Source organism: Nonomuraea sp. NPDC052116 (genome assembly GCF_040680035.1).
Classification (GTDB): Bacteria; Actinomycetota; Actinomycetes; order Streptosporangiales; family Streptosporangiaceae; genus Nonomuraea; species Nonomuraea angiospora_A.
In genome coordinates this window covers 82,055-108,464 of sequence record NZ_JBFAWA010000025.1, presented here as the reverse complement: position 1 = coordinate 108,464, position 26,410 = coordinate 82,055, and the positions used below count along the sequence as shown (strand labels likewise).

The following is a 26,410-nucleotide window of genomic DNA, read 5'->3' as shown; positions in this document are numbered from 1 at the left end:
CGGGTCCTTTTTCCCGCGTTTCCAGGGCCCTCGTGTCAGGGCGTCCAGATCTCCTGAACCTGGACGATCTTCCCCTTGTAGACGGTGATGAGCGCGGGTTTCCCCTCCCGTTTCATCAGCACCGACCTGGAGCAGCGCTTGTCGCCCAGCCCGGTGTCCCGGTTGACCGTCATGCCGCCCTCCGACTTCCCGCAGCCGAACGCCGACAGATAGACCACGTCCTTGGCGACGGGCGAGGCGTACGCCATGACGTCGCCCTCGGGCGGGCCCACGAAGTAGCCCTCGGTCTCGGTGCCCTTCTTCCACTTGATCGGCTGGTACTCGGCCACGTCACCGCGGATCAGGGTGATCCGGCCGCGCAGGATGCCGTCGTGACGGGAGTGGATGCCCTTGGTGAAGTCGTGCTTCGGGTCGGCCTGGAAGGTCGTGCCGAAAGGCTTGGGCGCCTTGAAGTTGGGGAACGCGGCGGCGTACCCGGAGGACGCGCCGGCCGCCGCGGAGGCGGCGTGAGCGGCCACGCCGGAGCTCAGCGCCACGACCACAGCGGCACCGGCCGCCAGGAGGCCACGCATGGGAGTGTTCACGGATTTTGAGACCCGATATCACCCCCCGAAGTTCGCCTCAACCCCAGTGATACAAGTCACACTCCCCCACACCCCCACCACCCACACCGCCTTCCCCACCACCCCACATCACCTCACCGACCCCTCCACCCCTCAGCCACCCTCACCACTCACAGCTCCCCCGCACGCAGCACCCAACGGACCGCTGCCCACCCCTCACCACTCACAGCTCACCCACCCAACGCACCTCTGCCCCCACCACGCCGCCCCCTGGACTACCTCCGCACGCCCCGCCACCCTGCGCGCCTCGCCGGACCCGTCGCCCGTCCACCGCCGCCGACCGCCACACCCCCGCTGCCGTGTCGCGCGACCGCCCGTACCCCTTCGGGCGACGGGGGCGGCGTCCGACGAAGCCCCCGAGGCACCGTCAGGCCCGCGCCGCGAGTTGCCGAAATGACGGCTGTGCCCCGGAGTGCGCCCGTGAAATCGCCGCCGCCCCGTACCGAACCCGGAAACCGCCACAACCCATGCCGGGCCAACGAAAAACCCGCCAGGAGCAGCCGTAGCGGCCCCTGGCGGGTGTGAGAAGAGCGGACGGCTACAGCGGCGACGAGCCGTCGTCCACGTCGCCCTCAGGCCCCGTGGGAGGCGGGGTGTCCTCGGACGAGGGCTTGGCCGCGGGCGGCGGGGTGGCGGCCGGGGGCGGGGTGGTGGTCTGGGCCAGGAGGCGCTCCAGGCGGGCGCCCGTGAGCCGCAGGAACTTGCGGTGCTCCCGGTTGCGGTCGAGGACCGCCACCTCGAGCTGCGCCACCGGCGGCCGCTCGCCACCAGGCTCGGTGAGCGCCGTCAGCGCCACCTCCAGCGCGTCGGCCAGCGACATCGACTCACGGTAACGCTCCTTGAGCCGGGTGGACACCGCGTCCGCCTGGCCGCCCATGGCCGCGAAGCCGTGCTCGTCGAAGACCGACCCGTCGAAGGTGAGCCGGTAGATCGCGTCGCCGTCCTTGGACTCGCCGACCTCGGCGACCACGACCTCCACCTCCAGCGACTTGATCGACTCGGTGAAGATGCGGCCCAGGTTGGAGGCGTACAGGTTGGCCAGGCCGCGCCCGGTCACGTCGGAGCGGTCGTAGGTGTAGCCGTTGATGTCGGCGTAGCGGATGCCGCCGAGCCGCAGCTCCTCGAACTCGTTGTACCGGCCCACGGCCGCGAACCCGATGCGGTCGTAGATCTCGCTGATCTTGTGCAGCGCCCGCGACGGGTTGGGCGCGACGAACAGGATGCCGTCGACATACTGCAGCACGACGACGGAGCGGCCCCGCGCGATGCCCTTGCGCGCGTAGTCGGCCTTGTCCCGCATGATCTGCTCAGGGGACGCATATCCAAAAGGCATGGACACGTGCGGTGGTCCTTTCTAGCGCAGCGGGGCGATGGGGCCGTCAGGCGAGATCAGGCGGGCTTCGAGCATCTGCTCCACATAATCGGAGACCTGCTCCTCGCTCAGCCTGCGGAAGCCGTCACCGTCGATCACCGACACGATCGGCCAGATCTTCCTGGTGACGTCCGGCCCACCGGTCGCCGAGTCGTCGTCGGCGGCGTCGTAGAGGGCCTGGATGAGCGTCATCACCATGTCGTCGGCCGACGACCCGTCGCGGTAGAGCTTCTTCAGCGACCCGCGCGCGAAGATCGAGCCCGAGCCGATCGCGTCGAACCTCTCCCGCTCGTACGGCCCACCCGCGACGTCGTAGCTGAAGATCCGCCCCTCGTCCTTGTCGGGGTCGTACGCGGCGAACAGCGGCACCACCACCAGCCCCTGCATCGCCATCGGAAGGTTGCCCCTGATCATGGTGGCCAGCCGGTTGGCCTTGCCCGCCACCGACATCGTGCGGCCCTCGAGCTTCTCGTAGTGCTCCAGCTCCACCCGGAACAGCCGGGCGAACTCGATGCCGGTGCTGGCCGTGCCCGCGATGCCCATGCACGAGTAGTCGTCGGCGCGGAAGACCTTCTCCACATCGCGCTGCGAGATGATGTTGCCCGACGTCGCCCGCCGGTCGCCCGCCATGATCACGCCACCGGCGAAGGTGGCGGCCACGATCGTCGTCGCGTGCGGGACCTGGTCGCCGATCGGGGTGGCCAGCACCTCATTCCGCTGCGGCAGCAAATCAGGCGCATACGAGCTGACAAACTCCGTGAACGAGGAACTTCCGGTGTTGCGGAAAAGCTGGTTGACCAAGCCGGCGGGCAGATCCCTGTGCGATGCCACGCGACTCCCTCCAAACGTCAGTGTTCCTAGGGCGACCCTACTCATGTTGCGTTGTTGTCTGCACTTCCCACGATCAGCTCACGGCGAACCCGCGTGATCACACGCCGCCCCGTTCCGTGTTCAGATCGTTTCTTTACGGCTCCCGGCGCCCGTGCGACTGTCGGTATGTCTGCACGTCCTGAACAGGAGGCCGACATGCGATTCCCCAGCCGACCTGCGGTGATCGCCACCCTGGCCGCCCTCGCCCTCACGTCCTGCGGCACCGGCGCGGACTCCGGCGCAGGCAGCGTCTCCCTGACCATCGCCGCCAACTCCATCTCCGGCGGCAAGAACTCCGAGTCCGCCGACTGGATCAAGCGGTGGGTGATCCCCGAGTTCGAGCGGACGCACCGCGACGTCAAGGTGCTCTTCCAGCCCAGCGGCGTCGACGACGAGCAGTACAAGACGAAGATCGCGCTCGACCTCAAGTCCAGGACCGGCGCCGACGTGATCGACATCGACGGCATCTGGGTCGGCGAGTTCGCCCAGGCCGGCTACATCAAGCCGCTGCCGGAGGTCGGCGGCGCCACCGTCGAACAGTGGGAGGGCTGGTCGCAGATCCCGCAGGCCGTGCAGAGCCTGGGCATCTTCGACGGCAAGAAGTACGGCCTGCCGCAGGGCACCGACGGCCGCGTCCTGTTCTACAACAAGACCCTGTTCGCCAAGGCCGGCCTGCCCGCCCCGTGGCAGCCCAAGAGCTGGCAGGACATCATCGACGCCGGCACCAGGCTCAAGGGCGCGGGCGTGCCCGTCCCCATCCAGATCGACGCCGGCACCGCCATGGGCGAGGCCACGACCATGCAGGGCGTGCTCCCCCTGCTCGCCGGCGCCGGATCCGAGATCTACGCCGCCGGCAAGTGGACCGGCGCCTCCCGCTCGCTCAAGGACGCGCTCGGCCTCTACCGGCAGATCTACGGCGGCAGCGGCCTCGGCGACCCCAGACTGCAGCAGGAGGCCAAGGGCCGCGACAAGTCCTTCGCCCAGTTCGCCGCCGGCAAGATCGGCATCCTCGCCGAGAGCGACTACTTCTGGCGCTCCGTCGTCGAACCCCGGGCCGGCGTCGCCCCCATGAAGGACCGCGACCAGGTCGTCGGCTACGCCAAGATCCCCGCCGAGCGGCCCGGCGCCGGCGTCCGCGGCCAGGACTTCGTCAGCATGTCCGGCGGCGCCGTCCGCGTGCTCAACCCGTACTCCAAGAACCCCAGGCTCGCCTGGGACCTGCTCGCCTTCATGCACTCGGCGGCCGCCACGAAGGCGCAACTGGCCGGGCAGGTGCGCATCAGCTCGCGCGCCGACGTCAACGACGAGGTGCTCACCGCCGACCCGATGCTGAAGTTCGTCGCCGACGAGGTGCTGCCCCTCACCGCCTACCGCCCCGGCCTGGCCGTCTACCCGCAGGTGTCGGCCGCGCTCCAGGAGGCCACCGCCGCCGTCGTCAGCGGCACGAGCCCCGACGAGGCCGCCGCCGCGTACCAGATGAAGCTGGAGGAACTCGTCGGCGGCCCGGCCCACGTCGGTGGCTGAGCCCGGGTCCGCCATGAGCGGCGAGCGACCACAGAGACGAGGGAAGACACCGGATCCCGGCGGTCGAAGGATCGCCATGAGCACCGACGCCGCCGGGCTCGGCAAGGGCAGGGCGGTCGCGTTCGTGCTGCCGGCCCTCGTCCTCATCGCCGTCTTCCTGATCTTCCCCGCGCTGTGGACCATCTACCTCGGACTCACCGACTACCGCCTCACCGGCCTGGCCGCCGCCGAACCGCGGGTCGTCGGGCTCGGCAACTACGCCGCCGCGCTGTCCGACCCCCGCTTCCGCACCTCGCTGTGGCTCACCGTCCTGTACGTGGGCGGCTCGGCGATCATCGGCCAGGCGGGGCTCGGCTTCACCCTGGCCTGGATCCTGCGCACCCGCGGCGGCCCCGTGCGCCGCGCCGTCGAAGGCGTGGTGCTGCTGTCGTGGATCCTGCCCAGCGCCGTCGTCGGGTTCCTGTGGTTCGCGCTGCTCGACCGCGACGACGGCACCCTGAACGCGCTGCTGCACACGCCCGGGTTCGCCTGGCTGCTCGACTATCCGCTGCTGTCGATCATCGTCTTCAACGTGTGGCGCGGCACCGCGTTCTCCATGATGCTGTACGCGGCCGCGCTGGAGACCGTACCGCCCTCCCACCTCGAAACCGCCCGGCTGGCCGGGGCGAGCGTCCCCCAGCAGCTGCGCGACGTCGTCCTCCCCCGCATCAGGCGCCACGTCCTGACGAACCTGCTGCTCATCAGCCTGTGGACGTTCAACGACTTCACGCCGTTCGTGCTCACCGGCGGCGGCCCCGAAGGGCGATCGGAGATCCTGCCCGTGTACGTCTACCGCGTCGCGCTGCGCGACGGCCAGCTCGGCGTCGGGGCGGCCATCTCGTTCCTCATCCTGCTGGTCAACCTCGTCTTCGCGCTGGCGTACCTACGGCTCCTGCGCGACCGGCGCGAGGCCCTCGCGGCGGGAGGGCCGCACGCATGATCCGCCACACCCTCGGCAGACTCGCGGCCACCGTCTTCATCGCCGTCATCCTGGCCTTCTTCACGCTCCCCATGCTCTGGCTGGCCGCCGCCCCCTTCGACGACACCCCGACGATCACCACCTCCGTCCCCGAGTTCACGCTGCGCAACTTCGCCGCCCTCCTCGACAACCCGTACGCGCTCGGCTCCATCCGCAACTCCCTCATCCAGGCAGGCGGCGCCGCCGCGCTCGTCGTCGTCCTGGCCGCGCTGGCCGCCTACGCCCTCTCCCGCGTCCGCGTACCCGGCCGGGACGCACTGCTCTACCTGCTCCTGCTGCTGTCGTCGGTCGTCACCGGCACCGCCGCCATGGTGCCCATCTTCGAGCTGGCCACCCGGCTCGGCCTCATCGACACCCACCTCGTCGTCTCCAGCGGCCTGCTGCCCGCCGCGATCTTCATCCTCAAGGACTTCATGGACGAGACCCCCACCTCGTACGAGGAGTCCGCCCGCGTCTTCGGCGCCTCTCCCCTGCAGATCCTGCGCCACATCGTGATCCCGCTCGTCCGCCCCGGCCTGGCCACCATCGCCGTGTGGGCGCTGGCCAGCGTCTGGGGCGGCTTCCTGTTCCAGTTCATCCTGCTGCGCGACCCCGAGAAGGCACCCGGCTCGGTCATCCTCTACACCCTCTACACCGAGGGCGGCGCGCCCAAGCTCGACCTGATCTCCACCTTCTCGCTGCTGTACTCGCTGCCGGTGGTGGCGATGTACCTGCTCGTCTCCCAACGGTACGGCTTCCGCTTCCACGGAGGAATCAAGGCCTGACCGAGGCCGCCCGGGACGCCCGGCGACCCGCCCTCAGGGGCTGACGAAGGTCTTCACCCGGCGGGGTACGCGCCCTGGACGGCATCGACCTGACCGTCGAGGACGGCGACTTCTCCGCCCCGCCGCGCCCTCACCCACCGCGACGACCGCCTCCACACCGTCTCCACACGGTCTCCACGGCGCCCCACGACATACTGAGAACCATGAGGGACTGGATCCTCCACGTCGACCTCGACCAGTTCATCGCCGCCGTCGAGATCCTCCGCCACCCCGAACTCCGCGGCAAACCCGTCGTCGTCGGCGGCTCAGGAGACCCCACCCAACCCCGCACCGTGGCCGCCACCGCCACCTACGAAGCCCGCGAACACGGCATCCACTCCGGCATGCCACTGCGCACCGCACTCAAACGCTGCCCCGAAGCGATCTTCCTGCCCAGCGACCCACCCGCCTACGAAGCCGCCTCCGCCCACGTCATGGCCGTACTCCGCGAATTCCCCGTACGCGTCGAAATCTGGGGCTGGGACGAAGCCTTCCTCGGCGCCACCACCGACGACCCCGAAACCCTCGCCGCCACCATCCGCCAGACCGTACGCGAACGCACCCAGCTGTCCTGCTCCATCGGCATCGGCGACAACAAACACCAGGCCAAACTCGCCTCCGGCCTCGCCAAACCCGCCGGAATCTACCGCCTCACCAGCGACAACTGGGCCGAGATCATGAACAACCGCCCCACCGACGCACTCTGGGGCATCGGCGCCAAGATCTCCAAAAAACTCGCCGCCCTGGGCCTCCACACCGTCGCCCAACTCGCCGCCGCCGACCCCGCCCACCTCGCCCGCCACTTCGGCCCCACCAACGGCCCCTGGTACCGCTACCTCGCCCTCGGCAAAGGCGAAGCCGAAATCGTCACCACACCCTGGATCGCCCGCGGCCACAGCCGCGAAACCACCTTCCAGCACGACCTCACCGACGAAGCCGACATCACCCACCACGTCGCCGCCCTCGCCACCCAGGTCGCCCACGACGCCCGCGAAGCCGGCCGCGACATCACCCGGGTATCGGTCAAGGTCCGCTTCACCCCGTTCCTCACCCGAACCCGCCAGTCAAAACTCCCCGCCCCCACCACGGACCCGGCCACCATCCAGCAGGCGGCCCTCACCATCCTCACCCGCTTCGACCTCACCCGCCCGGTCCGCCTCCTGGGCGTCGCCGTCGACTACACCCTCCCCAAAGCCGATCAGCCCACCCTCGACACCGTCGAATAGAACTCGCCCCGAAGCCGCTCCTCGGCCTCGACCAACTCCCGAAACTCCTCCTCCGAAACCTCGACCTCGTCGAACTCCTCCACGGTCGCCTCGACATAAGAAAGCGCCCGCCACACCACACCGGGATCATCCCTGAACTGCCCGATCCCCGTATTGCACGGCAGACACAACGCAAACCGCACATCGCCGGTGCGATGACAATGGTCCACATGCTCGGGCGGCCGATCCCAGCACACCACGCACAAACCATGCTGAGCCGAGATCATCCGCTCGACATCCTCATGCCGAACCTGATAACGCTGCGTCAGGTGATAACTCCGCGTCCGCGCCACCTCATCCGAGGCACGCTGCCGCGGGAGGACCACGAACTCGGGCCAGAGAATCTCCCCGTCCAGATAAAGGGCCGCCAACTCCAGCAACACCAGATTGTCGCCGAAGTGGCCGAGCCCGTTGTTGCAGTTGAAACAGAGAATGCCCCGGACCTGGCCGGTCTGATGACTGTGGTCGACGAACGTGCCGGGGACGGCCCGGCAGATGGCGCAGAGCCCGCCCTGGTGGGCGAGCATGCGCTCGAAGTCGTCCTCGGTGATGCCGTAGCGGCGCTTCAGGTGGTAGTTGCGAGTGCTGCCGTGGTGCTTGATGCGGTTCTCGCGCATCACTTGGTTATGACACGGCTTGCAGTAATGGGTGAGCCCGTCCTTCTCCGACCTGTTCTTTCCGAAGTCGGTGATTGGCTTGATCTCCGCACAACGGGGGCAGTATTTCTGCCCGTCAGGCACTTCAACGCGCTCACGCACGGCCTTCCCTTGCTCTTCCCTGCGCTTGCGGTAACTCTGCGTGTGACGCCGCTGGAAGCAGGCCTTGCAATATCGCGCCAGCCCATCGGCCATTCGCTTATTGCGCCCGAACTCGGAGACCTCCTTCTCTTCCCCGCAGTCCGGGCACCGCTTATACCCATCCGGCGTCTCCACCGATCCCCCTCCTATCCGATGTCCGATTTATCCCCTACTGTCCGCCCTTCTGTACATATGACCTGACAAATTCCTCTGCGTTCTCTTCGAGAACTTCGTCGATTTCGTCCAGAATTGCGTCGACATCGTCCGTGAGCTTCTCCTGGCGCTCCTGAACGTCCGGCGTCGCCGAGGCCTCGGTCTCCTCGACTTCGCTCTCGCGCCGACCGGCCTGCTTCTGGCCTCCGGTGTCCTTGGTTGCCATGTCCTACCTCCGGTTGGGGGACTGCCTCTAAGGCATATCTTCCCCGAACCGAGCGACATTTCGCGCCGATCGCCCAGCGATCTTGCCGGCTTGACTAGATAGCCAAACTATCCAACAATGGATCCACCTACACACGAGGAGGTTCCGATGTCCCCCGCATCCCTGAGCACGGCCGGTGTGCTCCTCATCACAGTCCCCGGGGTGGCCTTCGGCGGCGTCACCCTGCTGAAGTTCCTGATGCGCAACGTCCCCGGCTATCTGGACAACCCGGTCCGGCGCGGCCTGTGGCGGGCCGGGCACGCGCATGCGGGCGTGCTGGTGCTGTTCTCGCTGGTGGCGATGCTCTATGTGGACCAGGCGAGTCTGCCGGAGGGCGTGAAGGCCCTGACGCGGGTGCTGATCGTGGCCGCGCCGATCCTGATGCCGCTGGGTTTCTTCCTGTCGGTGGTGCGTCCGGGTGACACGAAGCCGAGCAGGTTGATCTGGTTGACGGTGGCGGGCGGGGCGTGCCTGGCGGTGGGCACGCTGACGCTGGGTGTGGGGCTGCTGTAGGAGACCGGCCCTCGTGGGCCGGTCTCGTTCAGAAGGGTTCAGTCGCCGCCGGTGAGGGCGGCGACGAGGTCGGCGGCGGTGCGGCAGCGGTCGAAGAGTTCGCCGACGTGGGCTTTGGTGCCGCGCAGTGGTTCGAGGGTGGGTACGCGCTGGAGTGATTCGCGGCCGGGGATGTCGAAGATGACGGAGTCCCAGGAGGCGGCGGCGACGGATTCGCTGTATTGGCGCAGGCAGCGGCCGCGGAAGTAGGCGCGGGTGTCGTTGGGCGGGTGTTCGACGGCGCGCTGGACTTCGTCTTCGGTGACGAGGCGTTGCATGCGTCCGCGGGCGACGAGGCGGTTGTAGAGGCCGCGGTCGGGGCGGATGTCGGAGTATTGCAGGTCGACGAGCTGGAGTCTGGGGTGGGACCAGGGCAGGCCGTCGCGGGTGCGGTAGCCCTCGAGGAGTTCGAGTTTGGCGACCCAGTCGAGTTCGCGGGAGAGCTGCATGGGGTCTTCGGCGAGCCGGGTGAGGACGGACTCCCAGCGGTCGAGGATGTCCTTGTTCATCTCCTCTTGGGCGGTGCCTCGCTCTTCGACGTATTTGCGCGCTTGTTCGAGGTATTCCATCTGGAGCTGGATGGCGGTGAGCTTGCGGCCGTCGCGCATGGCGATCTCGTAGCGGCAGGTGGGGTCGTGGGAGACGGCCCGGAGGGCTTGTACGGGGTTTTCGACGGCGAGGTCGCGGGTGAGGAAGCCTTCTTCGATCATGGCGAGGACGAGGGCAGTGGTGCCCAGCTTCAGATATGTCGAAATTTCCGACATGTTGGCGTCGCCGATGATCACGTGCAGCCGGCGGTACTTCTCGGGGTCGGCGTGCGGCTCGTCGCGGGTGTTGATGATGGGCCGCTTGAGCGTGGTCTCGAGGCCGACCTCGACCTCGAAGAAGTCGGCGCGCTGGCTGATCTGGAAGCCTTCGCCGCGGGAGTCCTGGCCGATGCCGACCTTGCCGGCGCCGACGACGACCTGGCGGGAGACGAAGAAGGGGGTGAGGTGGCGGACGATGTCGGCGAAGGGGGTGGCGCGCCGCATGAGGTAGTTCTCGTGGCAGCCGTAGGAGGCGCCCTTGGCGTCGGTGTTGTTCTTGTAGAGCTGGATGGGCGCGTTGGAGGGGATGGCGGAGGCCCGGGTGGCGGCGTCGTACATGACGCGTTCGCCGGCCTTGTCCCAGATGACGGCGGCCCGGGGGTTGGTGCACTCGGGCGAGCTGTATTCGGGGTGGGCGTGGTCGACGTAGAGCCGGGCGCCGTTGGTGAGGATGACGTTGGCGAGGCCGAGGTCCTCGTCGGTGAGCTGGCTGGGGTCGGCGACCTCTCTGGCCAGGTCGAAGCCGCGCGCGTCGCGGAGTGGGTTCTCCTCCTCGAAGTCCCACCGGGCCCTGCGCGCCCGCGCCGCCGAGGCGGCCAGGTAGGCGTTCACGACCTGCGAGGAGGTCACCATCGCGTTGGCGCCTGGCTGGCCGGGTACGGAGATGCCGTACTCGGTCTCGATGCCCATCACCCGACGCACCGTCATGCAACACCCTCTGTTCGTCCGGATCTGCCTATCCGCCGTTTATATGCCCGAGCCTATGCCCTTCACAGTGCCCCAGGGTCACAGAGTTATGGCACCGACGCCTTTTCAACCTGTACGGCCGGAGCTGATGGGGTTTGCGTGGGTCTGCGGGGCTTGAGTAGCCGCTGGATGGGCCGTTCGGCAAAGGAGTACACGAGATACGACAGCACCACGGCCGTCAGGACGGTCGTGGTGGCGATGGCCCAGGGGGGCATGTGGCCGGTGAGCGCTGGGATGAGGGCCACCGCGACGACGCCATGGAACAGGTAAAGCGGGTATGTGATGCCGCCGAGCGCGGTGAGCGTCCTGGACGGTTTGAGGCGGATCAGCCCGAGGGCGGCGACGGCCATCACGGCGAAGATCAGCGTGATGGCGATGATCACGCTGACGTCGGTGACGGGCATGTTCTTGAACCCGACGTTGTCGACGCGCCGGTGGACCCGGTCGAGCGCGGAGCCGATCGACAGCGCGTACGCGCCGACCACGTAGAGCCATGGGAGCCAGGCGCTGCCGTGTTTGTGGACGAGGTAGAGGGACATGCCGGCGATGAAGTAGGGCGCGTAGTCGGGCATGACGATCTCGTTGACGATCTCGTTGCCGAGCAGGTCGGCGCCGAAGGCGGCCACCAGCCAGACGCCGGAGAAGATCAGGACGCGCCCGTACGTGACCCCGATGATCACGAGGATGACCATCAGCAGGTAGAAGCGGAGCTCCGCCCAGAGCGACCAGTAGACCTGGCTGGCGTCGGTGACCTTGAACAACCGCTGGAACATGGTGGCGTTCACCAGGTAGTCGCCTGGTGAAAGTTTTGGGTCCAGCGCCTTGGCGCCGGTGAGCCCGTAGAGCGCGGCGGTGGCGCCGAGGCTGAGCCAGTACGCGGGATAGAGGCGGATGAACCTGGACTGGGCGAACCCGCCGAGGCCGCGCCCCCACACGGTCATGAGGATGACGAACCCGCTGATGATGAAGAACAGCTCGACACCGAGGATGCCTAACCCCGCGAAGGGCGCCAGCGGCGGGAACAGCGCGGCGGGCCTGGCCCCCCAGACGGACGCGTACGCCACCAGGTAGTGGAAGGCGACGACGGCCAGGGCGGCGATGAAGCGCAGGAGGTCGAGCTCGGCCAACCGGCCGTCCCCCCGAGCATGCTTGGGCCGGTTAGGTGCGTGCACGCCCTTTTTGACGTCACCTGGATCACTTTGGTTCCACGGGGCCCTCCGTTCCCACCACCAGCGGGCGGGAGGCGTCGTCGAGACCGAGCGCGTCGCGGGACGCGGGCGTGAGGGCGAGCAGGCCGGCGGCTCCGGCGGCGCCGCACTCCGACAGGTGGACGCCGTGGCCGGCCAGGAGGCGGGCGGCGTCGGCCGCCTGGTCGTCGGTGATCGTCATGTAGAGGTCGGCGAGGTGGTGGAGGAGTTGGAAAGCGATGACGGAGGGTTCCGGGCAGTCGAGGCGGCCGAGGATGGTGCGGCCGCCCTGGACGCGTACGGGCTCGCCGGCCCGGGCGCTTTCGAGCAGGCAGGGCGCGCCTTCCGGCTCGACCACGACGATCTTGGGCTGCTCGCCCCAGCGGTCGCGCACGTACGCGGCCCCGGCGGCGGCGAGCCCGCCGACACCCGCCTGGAGGAACACGTGGGTGGGCGCGCCCGCCGCCCCGTGGGGCGTGCTGTGGCCGCCGGTCACGGCCGAGGAACCGTTGAGCCTGCCCGAGTACGCCTCGAGGCCGGCGCGCGCTCCTGGGGGCGCGGCGGGGCCGCCGGTGCGCGCGGTCTGCGCGGGGACGGCGGGCAGGGCGCCCGGGTCGGCGAGTTCGTCGAACAGGACGGTGTAGCCGCGCATGACGTCGAGCGGGATGCCGGTGTAGCCGTTCCAGGAGCTGTCGGCGACGAGCCGCCAGCCGTTGCGTTCGGCGGCCTGGATCGCGGCGGCCATGCTGGCCTCGTAGTCCTCGCCGCTGCGCCGCACCTCGGCGCCGAGTCCGCGCAGCCGCTGCGCGAACGCCTCGGGGACGCCTTCGCTGAGGTACACGACGCAGTCCACGCCGACCTCGGCGGCGCCGGAGGCGACGGAGATGCCGTGGTTGCCCGCGCTGGCGCACACGAACGGCGTGCCGCCGCCCTCGTGCTCGGCGAGCAGGTGGACGGCGTACGCGCCCCCGAGCGCCTTGAAGCTGCCCAGCCCCATGCGCCCGCTCTCGTCCTTGACGTGGACGGCTTCGGTTCCGGCCAGGTCCGGGATGGTGCGGACCGGTGTGGGCCGGTAGGAGGGGTGCCGGGCGAAGTGGGCGCGGGCCTGGCGGGCGTGCTCGGTCCCGATGAGCGCGCGGTCGTGCGCGGTGTACGGGGCGCGGGCGGGGTTGAGGTACTCCATGATCGCCATGCTAGGGCGGCCGGCCGCTCTCCCCCGGCCCGCCACTCCGCCGCGGGGAGACCAGGGTGACGGGTGGTCAGGCGCGGTCGCGGGCGGCGGCGACGGCGGCCTGGCCGAGGCTGACGCCGCCGTCGCCGGGCGGCACGCGCACGTGCTTGAGCACCCGGAACCCGGCCGCGCGCAGCCGGGCCACGGTGGCCTCCAGCAGCAGCGCGTTCTGGAACATCCCGCCCGACAGCGCCACCGCGGTCAGCCCGGTGGCGTGGCGGAGGGTGTCGCAGGCGCGGGTGACGGCGTCGGCGAGGCCGTTGTGGAAGCGGCCGGCGATCGCGCGGGTGCAGGCTCCTGCGACCAGGTCCGCGGCGGCGGCCCGGACGAGGTCGGCGCCCTCCACGACGAGCAGGTCGCCGTGGGTGATCCCGGCCTCGTACGTGCCGCGCTCGGCGGGGTCGGCGTGCTGTTCGAGCTCGACGACGGCCTGCCCCGCGTAGGTGATCTTGTCGCGGACGCCGAGCAGCGCCGCGACGGCGTCGAAGAGGCGGGCCGCGCTGGAGGTCAGCGGGGAGCCGGGGGCGAGCCGGAGGGCGTCGGCCCAGGGGTTGCGGCGGGCCACGTCGAGGCCGGGGTGGTCATCGCCGAGGTAGGCGGCGGTCATGCGCCAGGGCTGCCGGACGGCGGCGCTCCCGCCCGGCATGGGAACCTGGGCGAGGTGGCCGAGGCGTTCGAAGGAGGTCAGGTCGGCGCGCAGGAACTCGCCGCCCCACAGGGTGCCGTCGGGGCCGTGGCCGAGCCCGTCGAGGGCCACGCCGAGCACGGGCCCGGGGTCGCCGTTGTCGGCCAGGCAGGAGGCGATGTGGGCGTGGTGGTGCTGGACGCCGAGGAGTTCGGCGCCGTGGATCTCCATGGCGTGCCGGGTGGACAGGTAGCCGGGGTGCAGGTCGTGGGCCACGACCTCGGGCCGGATGCCGAACAGGCCGCAGAAGTGGTCGATGCTCTCGACGAACGACCGGAGCGTCTCGTGGTTCTCCAGGGTGCCGATGTGCTGGGAGACGAACGCGCGCCGTCCTTCGGCCAGGCAGAAGGTGCTCTTCAGCTCGGCGCCGCAGGCGAGCACGGGCCGGAGCGCGGGCCAGCGCATCGCGAGCGGTTCGGGCGCGTACCCGCGGGCGCGGCGCAGCACGGTCACCTCGCCCGCCATGGGCCGCACGACCGAGTCGTCGGCGCGTACGTGGATGGGGCGGTCGTGGATGAGGAAGGCGTCGGCGATGCCGCTCAGGCGGGTGAGCGCGTCGTCGTCCTCGTAGGCGATGGGCTCGCCGGAGACGTTGCCGCCGGTGAGGACCATGGGTTCGGCGAGCTCGGCGAGCAGGAGGTGGTGCAGGGCCGTGTAGGGCAGCATGAGGCCGAGGCTGCGGGTGGCGGGCGCCACGGAGGCGGCGACGGGGGCGCCGGGCAGGCGGGGCAGCAGCACGATGGGCCGGGCGCGGCCGGTGAGCAGCTCGGCGGCGTGCTCGTCGATCTCGCACAGCCGCCGCGCCTGCGCCAGGTCGGCCGTCATGACGGCGAACGGCTGCTCCTCCCGGTGCTTGCGGCCGCGCAGCGCCGCGGCGGCCCGCTCGTCGGCGGCGGGCACGGCGAGGTGGAAGCCGCCGAGGCCCTTGACGGCGACGACGCGCCCGGCGCGCAGCAGGGTGACGGCGCCGGCGATGGGGTCGCCGCACAGCTCGGTGCCGCGGGCGTCGCGCAGCCGCAGCCGGGGCCCGCAGGCGGGGCAGCAGGTGGGCTGGGCGTGGTGGCGGCGGTTGCCGGGGTCGTGGTACTCGGCCGCGCACGCCTGGCACATGCCGAAGCCGGCCATGGTGGTCAGGGGCCGGTCGTACGGGACGCCGCGCACGATCGTGAAGCGGGGCCCGCAGTTGGCGCAGTTGATGAACGGGTAGCCGTGGCGGCGGTCGGCGGGGTCGGCCAGCTCGCGCAGGCAGTCGTCGCAGGTGGCGCCGTCGGCGCGGACGAGGGGCCGCAGCGGGCCCGACGGGAGGCCGGCGGCGATGGTGAAGCCGTTGTGGCCGGTGGGGCGGGCGCTGACGACGGTGACGCGTTCGATCTCGGACAGGGCGGGCGCGTCGCGTTCGAGCGCGGTCAGGAACTCCTCGACGCCGGCCAGGGCGCCTTCGACCTCGATGTGCACTCCGTCGACGTCGTTGTGCACCCGCCCGGCCAGACCCAGCCGGCGGGCGAGCGAGTGCACGAAGGGGCGGAAGCCGACGCCCTGGACGACGCCTTCGACGTGCACGTCTACTCGTTTGAGCGTGGTCATCAGCCCAGTGTGCGCCTGATCGGGGCGGCGTGCATGCGTATCGGCCGTGTCGCATCCGGCGTCCTCGCCGGGGTCGCCGCGGCGGGGCGCGGACATGCGAACGGGAGGGCCACGGCGGGCCCTCCCGTTCGGGGGTTCTACAGGTACTGGCCGGTGTTGGCGACGGTGTCGATGGACCGGCCGGCTTCGGTGCCCTGCTTGCCGGAGACGAGCGTGCGGATGTAGACGATCCGCTCACCCTTCTTGCCGGAGATGCGGGCCCAGTCGTCGGGGTTGGTGGTGTTGGGCAGGTCCTCGTTCTCGGAGAACTCGTCCACGCAGGCCGTGAGCAGGTGCTGCACCCGCAGGCCCTTCTGGCCGGTTTCGAGGAACTGCTTGATGGCCATCTTCTTGCCACGGTCGACGATGTTCTGGATCATCGCGCCGGAGTTGAAGTCCTTGAAGTAGAGGACTTCCTTGTCGCCGTTGGCGTAGGTCACCTCGAGGAAGCGGTTTTCCTCGCTCTCGGTGTACATGCGCTCGACGACGCTCTGGATCATGCCCTGGATGGTGCCCTCGCGGGAGTCGGCGTGCTCCGTGAGGTCGTCCGGGTGCAGCGGCAGGTCGGCGATGAGGTACTTGGAGAAGATGTCCTTGGCCGCCTCGGCGTCCGGCCGCTCGATCTTGATCTTGACGTCCAGGCGGCCGGGCCGCAGGATCGCCGGGTCGATCATGTCCTCGCGGTTGGAGGCGCCGATGACGATGACGTTCTCCAGGCCCTCGACGCCGTCGATCTCCGACAGCAGCTGAGGGACGATGGTGTTCTCCACGTCGGAGGACACGCCGGAGCCTCGGGTGCGGAAGATCGAGTCCATCTCGTCGAAGAACACGATCACCGGGGTGCCCTCGGAGGCCTTCTCACGGGCCCGCTGGAAGACCAGGCGGATGTGCCGCTCGGTCTCGCCGACGTACTTGTTGAGCAGCTCGGGGCCCTTGATGTTGAGGAAGAAGCTCTTGCCGGACTGGCCGGTCTTCTCCGCGACCTGCTTGGCCAGGGAGTTGGCGACCGCCTTGGCGATGAGCGTCTTGCCGCATCCGGGCGGACCGTACAGCAGCACGCCCTTGGGGGGCCGGAGCTTGTGCTCGCGGAACAGGTCGGCGTGCAGGTAGGGCAGCTCGATGGCGTCCCTGATCTGCTCGATCTGCCTGCCGAGGCCGCCGATCTCCTCGTAGGAGATGTCGGGGACCTCCTCGAGGACGAGCTCTTCGACTTCGGACTTGGGAATGCGCTCGTAGACGTAGCCGGAGCGCGGCTCGAGCAGGAGCGAGTCGCCGGCCCTGATGGGCTGGCCGACCAGCGACTCGGCCAGTCGCACGACGCGCTCTTCGTCGGCGTGCGAGATGACCAGGGCCCGCTTGCCCTCGTCGAGCAGTTCTTTCAGCATGACGATCTCGCCGACCTCTTCGTAGCCGAGAGCCTCGACCACGTTGAGCGCTTCGTTGAGCATGACCTCCTGGCCACGCCGCAGCGAGTCGATGTCGACGGCAGGGCTGACGTTCACCCGGAGCTTGCGGCCGCCGGTGAACACCTCGATGGTGCCGTCTTCTCTGGCCTCGAGGAAGGTGCCGAAACCGGATGGCGGCTGCGCCAGCCGGTCGACCTCCTCCTTGAGGGCGACGATTTGGTCCCGGGCCTCCTTCAGTGTGGCGACCAGGCGTTCGTTCTGGCCGGTCACGGCCGCGAGATTCGCCTGCGCCTCATGAAGACGCTCTTCGAGGACCCTGGCCTGACGGGGTGACTCGGCCAGCTTCCGCCTCAGCGCGGTGATCTCCTCCTGGAGGAAGGAGACCTGTGTTGAAAGATCAGCGACCTCCCGTTCGCGCTGCGCGGCTCGAGCCTCAGCATCATCGCGAGCTGCCACGCCCGTCACCTCCTTCCCAGTCGAGGGCGACTACTTAGGACCTTACCTATCTCGGGCCCCTCCGTAACCTGGCCGGGCAGTGTTCGTAGAGTGACATTCAGTATTCGGTGAATAATCCTCAATAGTGCGTTTAATACTCCCAGCACATGAACACGGCAATCTGTTCCCGTGTCACGCACCAACGCACCCCCGTGGCCAAATTGTCATAGTTCCTCGGTGGTCCCCTTCGGTCGACGGCGTCTCGGCGGGGGCGTCACTCCGTCCGCCATGCGGCGGGCGGTGACCAGGAATCCCGTGTGACCGATCATCCGATGATCCGGTCTCACCGCGAGCCCTTCGACGTGCCAGTCGCGAACCAGGGTCTCCCACGCATGCGGCTCCGTGAAACACCCGTGATCGCGAATCATCTCGACCGTCTTGGACAACTGCGTGGTCGTGGCGACATAGCAGCAGATCACGCCACCCGGGGTGAGCGCCTTGGCGGCGGCGTCGACGCACTCCCACGGGGCGAGCATGTCGAGGATCACCCGGTCGACGTCGCTCTCGTCGATGGAGGCGACCAGGTCGCCGACGACCAGGCGCCAGTTGTCGTCCATGGGGCCGCCGAAGAACTTCTCCACGTTCTTGCTCGCCACGTCGGCGAACTCCTGGCGCCGCTCGTACGAGGTGACGTGCCCGTCGGGGCCGACGGCCCGCAGCAGGAAGCACGTCAGCGCGCCGGAGCCGACGCCGGCCTCGATCACCCGCGCGCCCGGGAAGATGTCGGCCATGCCGACGATCATCGAGGCGTCCTTCGGGTAGATGACGGCCGCGCCTCGCGGCATGGCCAGCGTGTAGTCCTGCAGCAGGTGGCGGAAGGCGAGGTACTGGGTGCCCCCCGAGGAGCGCACGACGGAGCCTTCAGGCTGCCCGATCAGGTCGCTGTGCGGGATGGCGCCCTTGTGGGTGTGGAAGACGCCGTCCTCTTTGAGCGTGATCGTGTGGCGTTTGTTCTTGGGGTCGGTGAGCTGCACCTGATCCCCCGCCTGGAAAGGCCCATGCCTGCGGAAACCCATGGCCGCAAGGTTATAGGGCTTTCGAGTGCGTCCGGACGCACGGTATCTATGGGGGATGCTTCCGCGCGACGTGATCACCACCGGTCCCCTGATTCTCCGGCCTCCCGCGGAGGAGGACGTCGAGGCGATCGTGAAGGTGTGCAACGACCCGGTGACCGCCCGGTTCCTGCCGGCGTTGCCGTCGCCGTACCGGATGGAGGACGCGCGCGGCTTCCTGGAGAAGGCGGCGGCGAAGTGGGCGGACGGCGGCGCGGAGTTCGTGATCACGCAGGACGGCGGCTACGTGGGCTCCATCGGGATCGTGCGGCCCGATCAGTGGGGCGTGGCCTCGATCGGCTACATGGTGGCGCCGTGGGCCCGGGGCAGGAGCGTCGCGGCGACGGCGGCCAGGGCGGTCACCGACTGGCTGTTCGACCACGGGGTGCGCAGGGTCGAGCTGCAGGCCGCGGTGGAGAACGTGGCGAGCCTGCGGGTGGCCGTCAAGGCGGGCTTCCTCGAGGAGGGGCGCCGCCGGGACGCCAGGCGGCTGCGCGACGGCCGCTACGTCGACATGGTCACCTTCGCCCGGCTGGCCGAGGACACGGTGGACGCGGTGACGGCGGAGCCGTACCTGCCGTTCTTCGCGGACGGGGAGCTGTGCGACGGCGTGGTGCGGCTGGTGCCGCTGGCCGTGGAGGACGCCGGCGACTTCCACCGGATGCTGGCCGACCCGACCGTGGCGGCCTATCACTTCGGGCCGATGGGCACGCTGGAGGAGCACGAGCGGCGCTGCCGCTACACCGGCTACTGGTGGGTGTCGGGGCAGCGGATCGAGCTGGCCGTCAGGGACGCGGCGTCGGGGGCGTTCGCCGGGCACATCCAGCTGGCGCACGTCGTCCCGTCGCTGGGGCAGGCCATGGTGGGCTATTCGCTGGTGCCCGGGTTCCGGGGCAAGGGGTTCATGACGCGGGCGGTCCGGCTGCTGGTGGACTGGGCGTTCGCGAACACGGCGCTGCACCGGATCGTGGCCGGCACCGACGCGGGCAACACGGCCTCGCACGCGGTGCTGGAGCGGGCCGGGTTCAGCCGGGAGGGCGTGCACCGGGGGCTGTTCGTCAAGGCGGACGGGACGCGGGCGGACGACCTGGCGTGGTCGGTGCTGCGTCCCACGTGACGCGTGCGGAGCGGGAGGGGGCAGAAATCCCGATTTCCTGTTGAGGGCTAGTCAGGAGCCGCGTCGGGGGTGATAGTCAGGGCACCCGCACTTCAGTTTCGCGCGATCGGGCCGCGCGATCTCTCCTCCCCCCGAGGGACCACCGCGATGTCATACAACCATGCCGATGCCGCCATGCGTGAACTCATCGCCTCGTTCTCCTGCCTGGAGGCCGTCGACCTGCTCGACCGGCTGGCGCGTACCGCCGCCGCCGTCACGGGCACGGCCTACGCGGGATTCGTGCGCGTGGACGCCCTGCGGCTGGAGGCCGACGCGATCCACACGCACGCCCCTCCCGGCGATCCCCAGCGCGTGCGCCGGTGGCTGGCCGAGTCGGGGGTGCTGAAGGAGCTGGCGACCGTGCCGGCGACGGTCCGGCTGGCGCGCGACGCGGCGGTGGGCGAGCCGGGCTTCCTGGCCACTCCGCTGCCGCTGGCGACGCGGGACCACACGTTCGTGTGGGTCGCCGGGCGGAGGTTCGGCGACGGGGACGAGCACCTGCTGAGCCGCTTCGCGACCGCCGCCGGGCGGGCGCTGGAGGCGGCGAGCGGGCTGGAGGCCGCGGTACGGCTGTTGCGCGGGGTACGGGCGTTCCGCCCGGCCCAGCCGCCGAACCTTCCCGTTGGAGGCGACCGGATCCCGGGGTAAGGGACGGCCGGTTGCCTGCCCGGATCGGGCGGAGAATGGCCGCTTCCCGCCAACCCATTTGTCCGAAGATTTTACGGACATTTGGCCATTTATCAATAAATCATGGGCCGTTGGCTCTCCGTGAGAATGCTCGCGGAGCGCGCTGAGGCGCATGTCGCGATGCACCGGTACGAGCGGGGGCAGCTCACCGCCCCCGAGCGGCGTACGGGAAACGCCCGCGGCCCCGGGACGGGGACGCGGGCGTTCCGGCGGCCGGGTTATCCCCGGTGCGCCTCGAAGCGGAGCGTGCGGGAGACGCCGACGCGGACCGTCGTGCCGGGGGCGATGGTGACCGGCTCGTTCGGCGGGATGTCGTAGAAGTTGGGGTCACCGGGCGGCTGGATCTGGGTGCCGTTGACCGAGCCCAGGTCGACCAGGTTGACGTCCCACCCGTCGAGCGCCACCCGCAGGTGGCGGCGCGACACCGAGCCGTCCGGGCTGGTCACCTTGGCGGGCCTGGCGGTGCCGCCGGCCACCTCGGGCGCCCGCTCGGGGTCGCGGCCCAGCAGGTAGTCGCTCTCCAGCGGCAGCGCGGTGCCGTCGTCGAGGATGAGCACCCCGAGCGACGGGCGCGGCCCCTTGTAGGGGACGAGCGTGCGCTGCACCAGCGCGATGCCGCAGACCGCGCAGTAGGGCGAGCGGGGGTCGTTGAAGTGGTCGTTCTTGCAGTCGACGCCGTAGACCAGGGGCCGGTCGCCGTGGTCCTGCTGCGGCTCCTGCGGCGGCTGGCCCGGGTGGTCGAAGTGCTCGGGCGGGCCGAGCAGGGGCGGCGCGGGCTGGTCGAAGTGGTCGGACGGGCCCAGGTGCTGCGGCATCGGCTGGTCGGCCACGCCGTTGCCGGGGGGCGGCTCGTCGTAGGAGGGGAACTGCTGCGGCTCCGGCAGGGGCGGCGGCTGCTCCGGCGGCGGCGCGAAGAAGGGGGCCGGCTGCTCCTGCGGCGTGTGGTAGGGCGGCGGGTCCTGGGGCGGGACGTACGGGGGCTGGTCCTGGGGCGAGAGGTACGACGGCTGCTCCACCGGCGCGGGCTGCGGGCCCGACGGCGGCCCCGGCACGACCGGCGGCTGGTCGGCCAGCGGGTACGGTGGCCGCTCCACCGGCGCGGGCGGCTGCTGGACCAGGTCGGCCTCGAGGTGGAAGGCCGTGGCGGGCATCTCGCTGGTGAGCGGCCTGGACGGGGCGGGCGCCGAGGACCGCTCGGTGAGGTCGCCCACGAGGCCGCCGCCGTGCACCACGCCGCCGTCGAAACGGACCGCGGGGTGCGGGGTGCCGGCGCCGGGCAGGCTCAGCTCGACCCGCTCGACGGGCCCGGTGACGAGCCGGTCGGCCCACGTCAGCGAGTCGCTGCCGGCCAGCCGCGTCTCACCGCCCGGGGTGCCGATGACGGCCGCGGCCGAGCCGCTGACCAGGACGGCCACGCCTTCTCCGACCCGGCCCGCGACGGCGCAGGTGGCCGGGTCGCCGGCCATGTTGGCCGCGAGCACCTGAGCGGCGCGGCGGGCCAGCGCCCTGCCGTCGCCGCCGGACGCGGCCGTCTCGCGCAGCGCGTCGAGCAGGTCGTCGGCCGCGGCCTCGCCGGCGTCGCACACCAGCAGCAGCCCGCCCGCGTAGGCGACAAGTCCGTTACCGGGAAGCGGACGCACCACTCCGAAGCCTTGGTCGGTCATGCGTCCTCCCTCATGACGACGGCGCTGCGCTGCTCATCGGTGCCCTCGCTGCGCTCGGTCACTCATTTCTCCTCCCCGGAAGCCGGCGAAATTACGGCACCCGCACTGCCGTGCCGGCCACCAGCCATACGCATACCCAGACGAAGGGGCCGTGCCGCGGCCACGTCGTCTCGATTCGGTGAACCGGTGGACTGCGGCAAACCCCTCAACTGTGCAAGTCTGGCCAAACAGAACACTATCGGCCAGTCGTCACATCGCAGTAACCGGCCGGAGTCGGCCCCGGCCGCCCGAAACTGCTGGACACGACCCTATCCATGGCCCGCCGCTTAAACGAGTGGGACAAATCAGACGCCCGTGAAAACCCGGTTCACGTCGGCCGTGGCGAGCACCCCGTAGATCTCGCCGCCCCGTTCCACCAGGAGGTACTCGCTGCCCGGGGCCTCGCGCATGGCGTCGATGAGCGGCTCTCCGGTCAGGTCGGCCGCGAGCACCATGGTGGGCTCCAGGGACTTGGCGACCGAGCCGACGCTCACCCAGGGGCGGCGGTGCTCGGGGGTGGCCTGGACGGCGGTCTCGTTCACGATCGCCAGGGGCTCGCCGTCGTGGCCGATCACGACGAGGGCGCCCGCGTTGCGCTCGGCGGCCTGCCGCAGCGCCTCCGACAGCGGCGTCTCGGCGGTCACCGGGATCGCCCTGCGCGCCAGCGTACGGGCGTTGACCTGCGGGATCCTGGCGCGGATCTTGGCCACGCGCAGCGACTGGCTCGCGCCGAGCCAGATGAACGACGCCAGCACGAACGGCCACAGCAGGTCCAGCGGGTCGGTCACCTGGCCGCTCTGCAGGGCCGTGGCGATCGAGAACACGACGAGCAGCACGGCCAGCACGCGGCCGCCCCAGGCCGCGACGATGGTGCCGGAGCTGGGGTTCTTGGTCAGCTTCCAGACTCCGGCGCGCAGCATCCGGCCGCCGTCCAGGGGCAGGCCGGGCAGCAGGTTGAACACGCCGACGATGAGGTTGGCGACCCACAGCCACCAGACGAGCACCTCGAGGATGCCGCCGCCGTTGATCACGTAGACGTCGGCGGCCAGTCCGAGCCCGGCCAGGCCCAGCGACAGCGCCGGCCCCGCCGCGGCGACCAGGAACTCCTTGGCCGGCGTGGGCGGCTCCTTCTCGATCTCCGACACGCCGCCGAGCAGGTAGAGGGTGATCCTGCGCACCGGCAGGCCGTAGAACTTGGCCAGCACGCTGTGGGCGAGCTCGTGCAGCAGCACCGACACGTACAGCAGCACCGCGAACACGAACGCGACCGCGTAGGCGGCCGCGCCGTCGAGCTCGGGCAGCATGTTCGTCACCCGGCGCCCGAACACCCAGGTGATGACCGCCGCCACGATGAACCATGTCCACGAGACGTACACCGGAATGCCGAACGGCTTCCCCATCCGAAGACCGGAGAACTCCTGCCGCGGGCTCTGCTCGCTCACCGCACTCCTTGAACGTCCATTACGTGCTGTTGCTGCCTTGATGCTACGCGCCGGATCGGGTGATCATCGTGGCGCGAGGGCTATTCTGTCGGGGTCTTGACCTAGAGTGCGGTGCATGACGTTGACCGAACCGGAGATCATCGGAGCTCTCTCCCCGTCCCGGGCGGGCGATTTCATGACCTGTCCGCTGCTCTACCGCTTCCGGGTGATCGACCAGCTCCCCGAGAAGCCTTCGCAGGCGGCGGTGCGCGGCACGGTGGTGCACGCGGTCCTGGAGCGCCTCTACGACCTCCCGGCGCCGCGGCGCTCGGTCCAGGCGGCGCTGGAGCTCCTGGAGCCGCAGTGGCAGCGGCTGCTGGACGAGGACGCGCAGTACGCGCAGATGTTCGCCGACGAGGCCGAGCAGGCCGAGTGGCTGGTCCAGGCGCGCGGCATGCTGGAGCGCTACTTCACGCTGGAGGACCCGACGCGGCTGGAGCCCGCCGAGCGCGAGCTCTACGTGGAGGCGGTCCTCGACGGGGGGCTCATGCTGCGCGGCTACGTCGACCGGCTCGACGTGGCGCCGACCGGCGAGGTCCGGGTGGTCGACTACAAGACGGGCAGCGCGCCGGGCCCCGACTTCGAGGCCAAGGCGCTGTTCCAGATGAAGTTCTACGCCCTGGTGCTGTGGCGGCTGCGCGGCCAGGTGCCTCGGCTGCTGCAGCTGGTCTATCTGGGCGGGCAGGGCGAGGTGCTGCGCTACGCCCCGGACGAGGCCGACCTGCTGGCCACGGAGCGCAAGGTGATGGCGCTGTGGACGGCGATCGAGCGGTCGCTGGAGTCCGGCGAGTGGCGGGCCCGCCGCAGCCGCCTGTGCGACTGGTGCGACCACCAGGCCCTGTGCCCGGAGTTCGGCGGCACACCCCCGCCGATCCCGGCCCGCCAACCGGGCGACACCACCCGCACCCACCGCCGCGCCGCCACCGACGAACTCTGACCCACCCCGCGCACCCGCCGCGCCGAGGCGGTGCGGGGTTTGGGGGCGTGTGGGTGGTAATCCTCCCGAGGGAGGAGGTTACGGGTTTTCACCTGGGCCTACAGTGAAGCGGTGCGTATAGACCGGACCACGTTCCACGACTCCGTGCTCGCCGGGGTGGTGGCCGTGGCGTCGGTGGCGATGTTCGTGCTCTACGGTCCCGACCGCCTGGAGGCGCAGGGCCTGCCGGTGGACGGCATGCGCGCCCCCGACCCGCTGGGCGGGGTCCTGGTGGTGCTGGCGTGCGTGCCCGTGGCGGCGCGCAGGAGGTGGCCGCTGGCGGCGATGTGCGCCGAGCTGGTCCCCGAGACGCTGCTGACCGTGCTCGGCTACGGGACCGGGATCTCGGGGCTGGCCGGGCTGGTGCTGCTGTACTCGGTGGCCTCCTACCGCGGGCTGGCGATGGCGCTGGCGGGGTTGCTGATCTCGCTGGTGACGTACGTGCTGGGCGCCCTGGCGGGCCCGGTCAGGGCGACGAGCTGGAGCGAGCACGTCGTGGTGGCCGTGGTGCTGGTGGCGGTGTGGGGCGCGGGGCGGAGCCTGCGGCTGCGCCGGGCGTACCTGGACGAGCTCAAGGACCGGGCGGAGCGGCTGGAGCGGGCGCGCGCGGCCGACACGAGGGCGGCCCGCGCCGAGGAGCGCTCGCGGATCGCCCGCGAGCTGCACGACGTGGTGGCCCACCACGTCAGCGTGATGACCGTGCAGGCGGCCGCGGCGCGCCGGGTGCTGGCCTCCGATCCCGACCTGGCGCGCGAGGCGCTGTCGGCGATCGAGCACACGGGCCGGATGGCGATGACGGAGATGCGCAGCATCGTCGGCGTCCTGCGTACCGACGCCCGCGCCGAGCTGGGACCGCAGCCCGGCGTGCACGATCTGCCCGCGCTGGTGGAGCAGATGCGCGAGGCGGGGCTGGCGACCCGGCTGATCGTGGAGGGGGAGCCGCGGCCGCTGCCCGCCGGGGTCGACCTGGCCGCCTACCGGCTGGCCCAGGAGGGGCTGACGAACAGCCTGCGGCACGCCGGGGCGGGCGCGAAGGCCGTGGTGACCGTCCGCCACGACCCCCGTGAGCTGGACGTACGGGTGGAGGACGACGGGCTGGGCGCGGCCGGGGTGTCCGCGCCGCCAGGGCACGGTTTGGTGGGCATTCGCGAACGGGTCGCACTCTATGGTGGAATCCTCAACATCGGTCCGCTACCGGGGGGCGGTTTCGAAGTGCGGGCGAGGTTCCCGTTGAAGGACGGCCAATGACGATCAGAGTGCTGCTGGTGGACGACCAGCCGCTGCTGCGTACGGGATTCCGCCTGATTCTGGAGGCCGAGTCCGACATCACGGTGGTGGGGCAGGCGGGCGACGGCAAGGACGCCATGGAGCAGACGCGGGCGCTGCTGCCCGACGTGGTGCTGATGGACATCCGCATGCCGGGCGTCGACGGCATCGAGGCGACCCGCAGGATCGTGCGGGAGGCGGCGCCGACGGCGCACGTGCCGAAGGTGCTGGTGCTGACGACGTTCGACCTGGACGAGTACATCGTGGAGGCGCTGCGCTCGGGCGCGTCCGGGTTCCTGCTGAAGGACGTGCCGCCCGACGAGCTGGTGCAGGCGATCCGGGTGGTGGCGGCGGGCGACGCGATCGTGGCGCCGAGCGTGACGCGGCGGCTGCTCGACAGGTTCGCCAAGCGGCTGCCGTCGGCGTACGAGCAGCCCGCTCCGGCGCGGCTGGACCGGCTGACGGAGCGGGAGCTGGAGGTGCTGCGGCTGATCGCCAAGGGCATGTCCAACGCGGAGATCGCGGCCAAGCTCGTGGTGAGCGAGACGACGGTCAAGACCCACGTCGGCAACGTGCTGACCAAGCTGGGGCTGCGCGACCGCGTACAGGCCGTGGTGCTGGCCTACGAGACCGGGTTGATCACGCCGGGCACGTACTCCTGAGACCG

At 70.3% G+C, this 26,410-nt stretch carries 23 protein-coding genes; 10 read left to right on the top strand and 13 right to left on the bottom strand.

The features are described 5' to 3' along the window. Nucleotides 1–35: 35 nt before the first annotated feature. The 3 genes from AB0L65_RS39625 to prcB form a co-directional block, all read right to left on the bottom strand. A complete protein-coding gene (locus AB0L65_RS39625) occupies nt 36–572 on the bottom strand; it encodes a hypothetical protein (protein WP_364256623.1) in 537 nt (178 codons plus the stop codon). Nucleotides 573–1,161: 589 nt separating this feature from the next. After that, nucleotides 1,162–1,956, bottom strand: coding sequence for a proteasome subunit alpha (gene prcA / locus AB0L65_RS39620; RefSeq protein ID WP_364256863.1), 795 nt, complete (start codon nt 1,954–1,956; stop codon nt 1,162–1,164). A gap of 21 nt (nt 1,957–1,977) precedes the next feature. After that, nucleotides 1,978–2,724, bottom strand: a complete 747-nt coding sequence (gene prcB, locus AB0L65_RS39615; protein WP_364256620.1) for a proteasome subunit beta — start codon at nt 2,722–2,724, stop codon at nt 1,978–1,980. Nucleotides 2,725–3,021: 297 nt separating this feature from the next. On the opposite strand from prcB, the gene AB0L65_RS39610 reads away from it, so the two are divergent. From AB0L65_RS39610 to AB0L65_RS39595, 4 genes are all read left to right on the top strand, one after another. Continuing rightward, on the top strand, nt 3,022–4,389 hold the full coding sequence (locus AB0L65_RS39610; protein WP_364256617.1) for an extracellular solute-binding protein: 1,368 nt from the start codon (nt 3,022–3,024) through the stop codon (nt 4,387–4,389). Nucleotides 4,390–4,465: 76 nt separating this feature from the next. Further along, the gene (locus tag AB0L65_RS39605) at nt 4,466–5,368 is read left to right on the top strand and encodes a sugar ABC transporter permease (protein WP_364256614.1); all 903 of its coding nucleotides are present in this window, start codon (nt 4,466–4,468) and stop codon (nt 5,366–5,368) included. Then, nucleotides 5,365–6,171, top strand: a complete 807-nt coding sequence (locus AB0L65_RS39600; protein WP_364256611.1) for an ABC transporter permease subunit — start codon at nt 5,365–5,367, stop codon at nt 6,169–6,171. Before AB0L65_RS39605 ends, AB0L65_RS39600 begins: the two co-directional genes overlap by 4 nt. 203 nt (nt 6,172–6,374) lie before the next feature. After that, complete coding sequence (locus AB0L65_RS39595; RefSeq protein ID WP_364256608.1) at nt 6,375–7,436, top strand: DNA polymerase IV; 1,062 nt, start codon at nt 6,375–6,377, stop codon at nt 7,434–7,436. Here AB0L65_RS39595 and AB0L65_RS39590 read toward each other — a convergent pair. Both AB0L65_RS39590 and AB0L65_RS39585 read right to left on the bottom strand, forming a co-directional pair. Further along, nucleotides 7,409–8,407, bottom strand: coding sequence for an endonuclease domain-containing protein (locus tag AB0L65_RS39590; RefSeq protein ID WP_364256605.1), 999 nt, complete (start codon nt 8,405–8,407; stop codon nt 7,409–7,411). The genes AB0L65_RS39595 and AB0L65_RS39590 overlap by 28 nt on opposite strands. A 34-nt stretch (nt 8,408–8,441) precedes the next feature. Next, nucleotides 8,442–8,651 carry a ubiquitin-like protein Pup gene (locus AB0L65_RS39585; RefSeq protein WP_344995612.1) on the bottom strand — a complete coding sequence of 70 codons (210 nt, stop codon included), beginning with the start codon at nt 8,649–8,651 and terminating at the stop codon, nt 8,442–8,444. A gap of 147 nt (nt 8,652–8,798) precedes the next feature. Between AB0L65_RS39585 and AB0L65_RS39580 the strand changes: the two genes are divergently transcribed. Next, nucleotides 8,799–9,203, top strand: coding sequence for a hypothetical protein (locus AB0L65_RS39580; protein ID WP_350735389.1), 405 nt, complete (start codon nt 8,799–8,801; stop codon nt 9,201–9,203). 38 nt (nt 9,204–9,241) lie between these two features. Here the strand turns inward: AB0L65_RS39580 and dop are convergent, their stop codons facing one another. The 6 genes from dop to AB0L65_RS39550 form a co-directional block, all read right to left on the bottom strand. Further along, nucleotides 9,242–10,756, bottom strand: a complete 1,515-nt coding sequence (gene dop, locus AB0L65_RS39575) for a depupylase/deamidase Dop (RefSeq protein WP_363969745.1) — start codon at nt 10,754–10,756, stop codon at nt 9,242–9,244. An 86-nt stretch (nt 10,757–10,842) separates the two neighbouring features. Next, nucleotides 10,843–11,922 carry an acyltransferase gene (locus AB0L65_RS39570; protein ID WP_364256602.1) on the bottom strand — a complete coding sequence of 360 codons (1,080 nt, stop codon included), beginning with the start codon at nt 11,920–11,922 and terminating at the stop codon, nt 10,843–10,845. Nucleotides 11,923–11,989: 67 nt separating this feature from the next. After that, nucleotides 11,990–13,165, bottom strand: coding sequence for a pyridoxal-phosphate dependent enzyme (locus tag AB0L65_RS39565; RefSeq protein WP_364256599.1), 1,176 nt, complete (start codon nt 13,163–13,165; stop codon nt 11,990–11,992). A gap of 76 nt (nt 13,166–13,241) precedes the next feature. After that, nucleotides 13,242–15,482, bottom strand: a complete 2,241-nt coding sequence (gene hypF / locus AB0L65_RS39560; RefSeq protein ID WP_364256596.1) for a carbamoyltransferase HypF — start codon at nt 15,480–15,482, stop codon at nt 13,242–13,244. A 137-nt stretch (nt 15,483–15,619) separates the two neighbouring features. Continuing rightward, nucleotides 15,620–17,392, bottom strand: coding sequence for a proteasome ATPase (gene arc / locus AB0L65_RS39555; protein ID WP_318786861.1), 1,773 nt, complete (start codon nt 17,390–17,392; stop codon nt 15,620–15,622). Between the two features lie 194 nt (nt 17,393–17,586). Next, nucleotides 17,587–18,438 carry a tRNA (adenine-N1)-methyltransferase gene (locus AB0L65_RS39550; protein WP_350735376.1) on the bottom strand — a complete coding sequence of 284 codons (852 nt, stop codon included), beginning with the start codon at nt 18,436–18,438 and terminating at the stop codon, nt 17,587–17,589. 55 nt (nt 18,439–18,493) lie between these two features. Here AB0L65_RS39550 and AB0L65_RS39545 point away from each other — a divergent pair, with 55 nt between their 5' ends. Together AB0L65_RS39545 and AB0L65_RS39540 are read left to right on the top strand one after the other, a co-directional pair. Beyond that, a complete protein-coding gene (locus tag AB0L65_RS39545; RefSeq protein ID WP_364256593.1) occupies nt 18,494–19,591 on the top strand; it encodes a GNAT family N-acetyltransferase in 1,098 nt (365 codons plus the stop codon). 147 nt (nt 19,592–19,738) lie between these two features. Then, nucleotides 19,739–20,278, top strand: coding sequence for a hypothetical protein (locus tag AB0L65_RS39540; protein ID WP_364256591.1), 540 nt, complete (start codon nt 19,739–19,741; stop codon nt 20,276–20,278). Nucleotides 20,279–20,535: 257 nt separating this feature from the next. Here AB0L65_RS39540 and AB0L65_RS39535 read toward each other — a convergent pair whose 3' ends face one another. Further along, nucleotides 20,536–21,981: an FHA domain-containing protein gene (locus tag AB0L65_RS39535; RefSeq protein WP_364256588.1), complete on the bottom strand. Its 1,446-nt coding sequence runs from the start codon at nt 21,979–21,981 to the stop codon at nt 20,536–20,538. A 344-nt stretch (nt 21,982–22,325) separates the two neighbouring features. After that, complete coding sequence (locus AB0L65_RS39530; protein WP_364256585.1) at nt 22,326–23,462, bottom strand: site-2 protease family protein; 1,137 nt, start codon at nt 23,460–23,462, stop codon at nt 22,326–22,328. A 115-nt stretch (nt 23,463–23,577) separates the two neighbouring features. On the opposite strand from AB0L65_RS39530, the gene AB0L65_RS39525 reads away from it, so the two are divergent. From AB0L65_RS39525 to AB0L65_RS39515, 3 genes are all read left to right on the top strand, one after another. Continuing rightward, the gene (locus AB0L65_RS39525) at nt 23,578–24,438 is read left to right on the top strand and encodes a RecB family exonuclease (protein WP_355200837.1); all 861 of its coding nucleotides are present in this window, start codon (nt 23,578–23,580) and stop codon (nt 24,436–24,438) included. A gap of 111 nt (nt 24,439–24,549) precedes the next feature. Beyond that, complete coding sequence (locus AB0L65_RS39520; protein WP_364256582.1) at nt 24,550–25,725, top strand: sensor histidine kinase; 1,176 nt, start codon at nt 24,550–24,552, stop codon at nt 25,723–25,725. Beyond that, entirely contained in the window at nt 25,722–26,405 is a 684-nt protein-coding gene (locus AB0L65_RS39515) for a response regulator transcription factor (RefSeq protein WP_185076857.1), read from the top strand. The genes AB0L65_RS39520 and AB0L65_RS39515 overlap by 4 nt, the downstream gene beginning before the upstream one ends. Nucleotides 26,406–26,410: the final 5 nt, after the last annotated feature.

Coding starts and splice junctions, on each gene's coding strand:
- AB0L65_RS39515 (WP_185076857.1), top strand. CDS start 25,722: ATGACGATCAGAGTGCTGCTGGTGGACGACCAGCCGCTGCTGCGTACG.
- AB0L65_RS39625 (WP_364256623.1), bottom strand. CDS start 572: ATGCGTGGCCTCCTGGCGGCCGGTGCCGCTGTGGTCGTGGCGCTGAGC.
- dop (WP_363969745.1), bottom strand. CDS start 10,756: ATGACGGTGCGTCGGGTGATGGGCATCGAGACCGAGTACGGCATCTCC.
- AB0L65_RS39585 (WP_344995612.1), bottom strand. CDS start 8,651: ATGGCAACCAAGGACACCGGAGGCCAGAAGCAGGCCGGTCGGCGCGAG.
- AB0L65_RS39610 (WP_364256617.1), top strand. CDS start 3,022: ATGCGATTCCCCAGCCGACCTGCGGTGATCGCCACCCTGGCCGCCCTC.
- AB0L65_RS39545 (WP_364256593.1), top strand. CDS start 18,494: ATGCTTCCGCGCGACGTGATCACCACCGGTCCCCTGATTCTCCGGCCT.
- AB0L65_RS39600 (WP_364256611.1), top strand. CDS start 5,365: ATGATCCGCCACACCCTCGGCAGACTCGCGGCCACCGTCTTCATCGCC.
- AB0L65_RS39605 (WP_364256614.1), top strand. CDS start 4,466: ATGAGCACCGACGCCGCCGGGCTCGGCAAGGGCAGGGCGGTCGCGTTC.
- AB0L65_RS39550 (WP_350735376.1), bottom strand. CDS start 18,438: ATGGGTTTCCGCAGGCATGGGCCTTTCCAGGCGGGGGATCAGGTGCAG.
- AB0L65_RS39595 (WP_364256608.1), top strand. CDS start 6,375: ATGAGGGACTGGATCCTCCACGTCGACCTCGACCAGTTCATCGCCGCC.
- hypF (WP_364256596.1), bottom strand. CDS start 15,482: ATGACCACGCTCAAACGAGTAGACGTGCACGTCGAAGGCGTCGTCCAG.
- AB0L65_RS39540 (WP_364256591.1), top strand. CDS start 19,739: ATGTCATACAACCATGCCGATGCCGCCATGCGTGAACTCATCGCCTCG.
- AB0L65_RS39535 (WP_364256588.1), bottom strand. CDS start 21,981: ATGACCGACCAAGGCTTCGGAGTGGTGCGTCCGCTTCCCGGTAACGGA.
- AB0L65_RS39580 (WP_350735389.1), top strand. CDS start 8,799: ATGTCCCCCGCATCCCTGAGCACGGCCGGTGTGCTCCTCATCACAGTC.
- AB0L65_RS39525 (WP_355200837.1), top strand. CDS start 23,578: ATGACGTTGACCGAACCGGAGATCATCGGAGCTCTCTCCCCGTCCCGG.
- AB0L65_RS39565 (WP_364256599.1), bottom strand. CDS start 13,165: ATGGAGTACCTCAACCCCGCCCGCGCCCCGTACACCGCGCACGACCGC.
- prcA (WP_364256863.1), bottom strand. CDS start 1,956: ATGCCTTTTGGATATGCGTCCCCTGAGCAGATCATGCGGGACAAGGCC.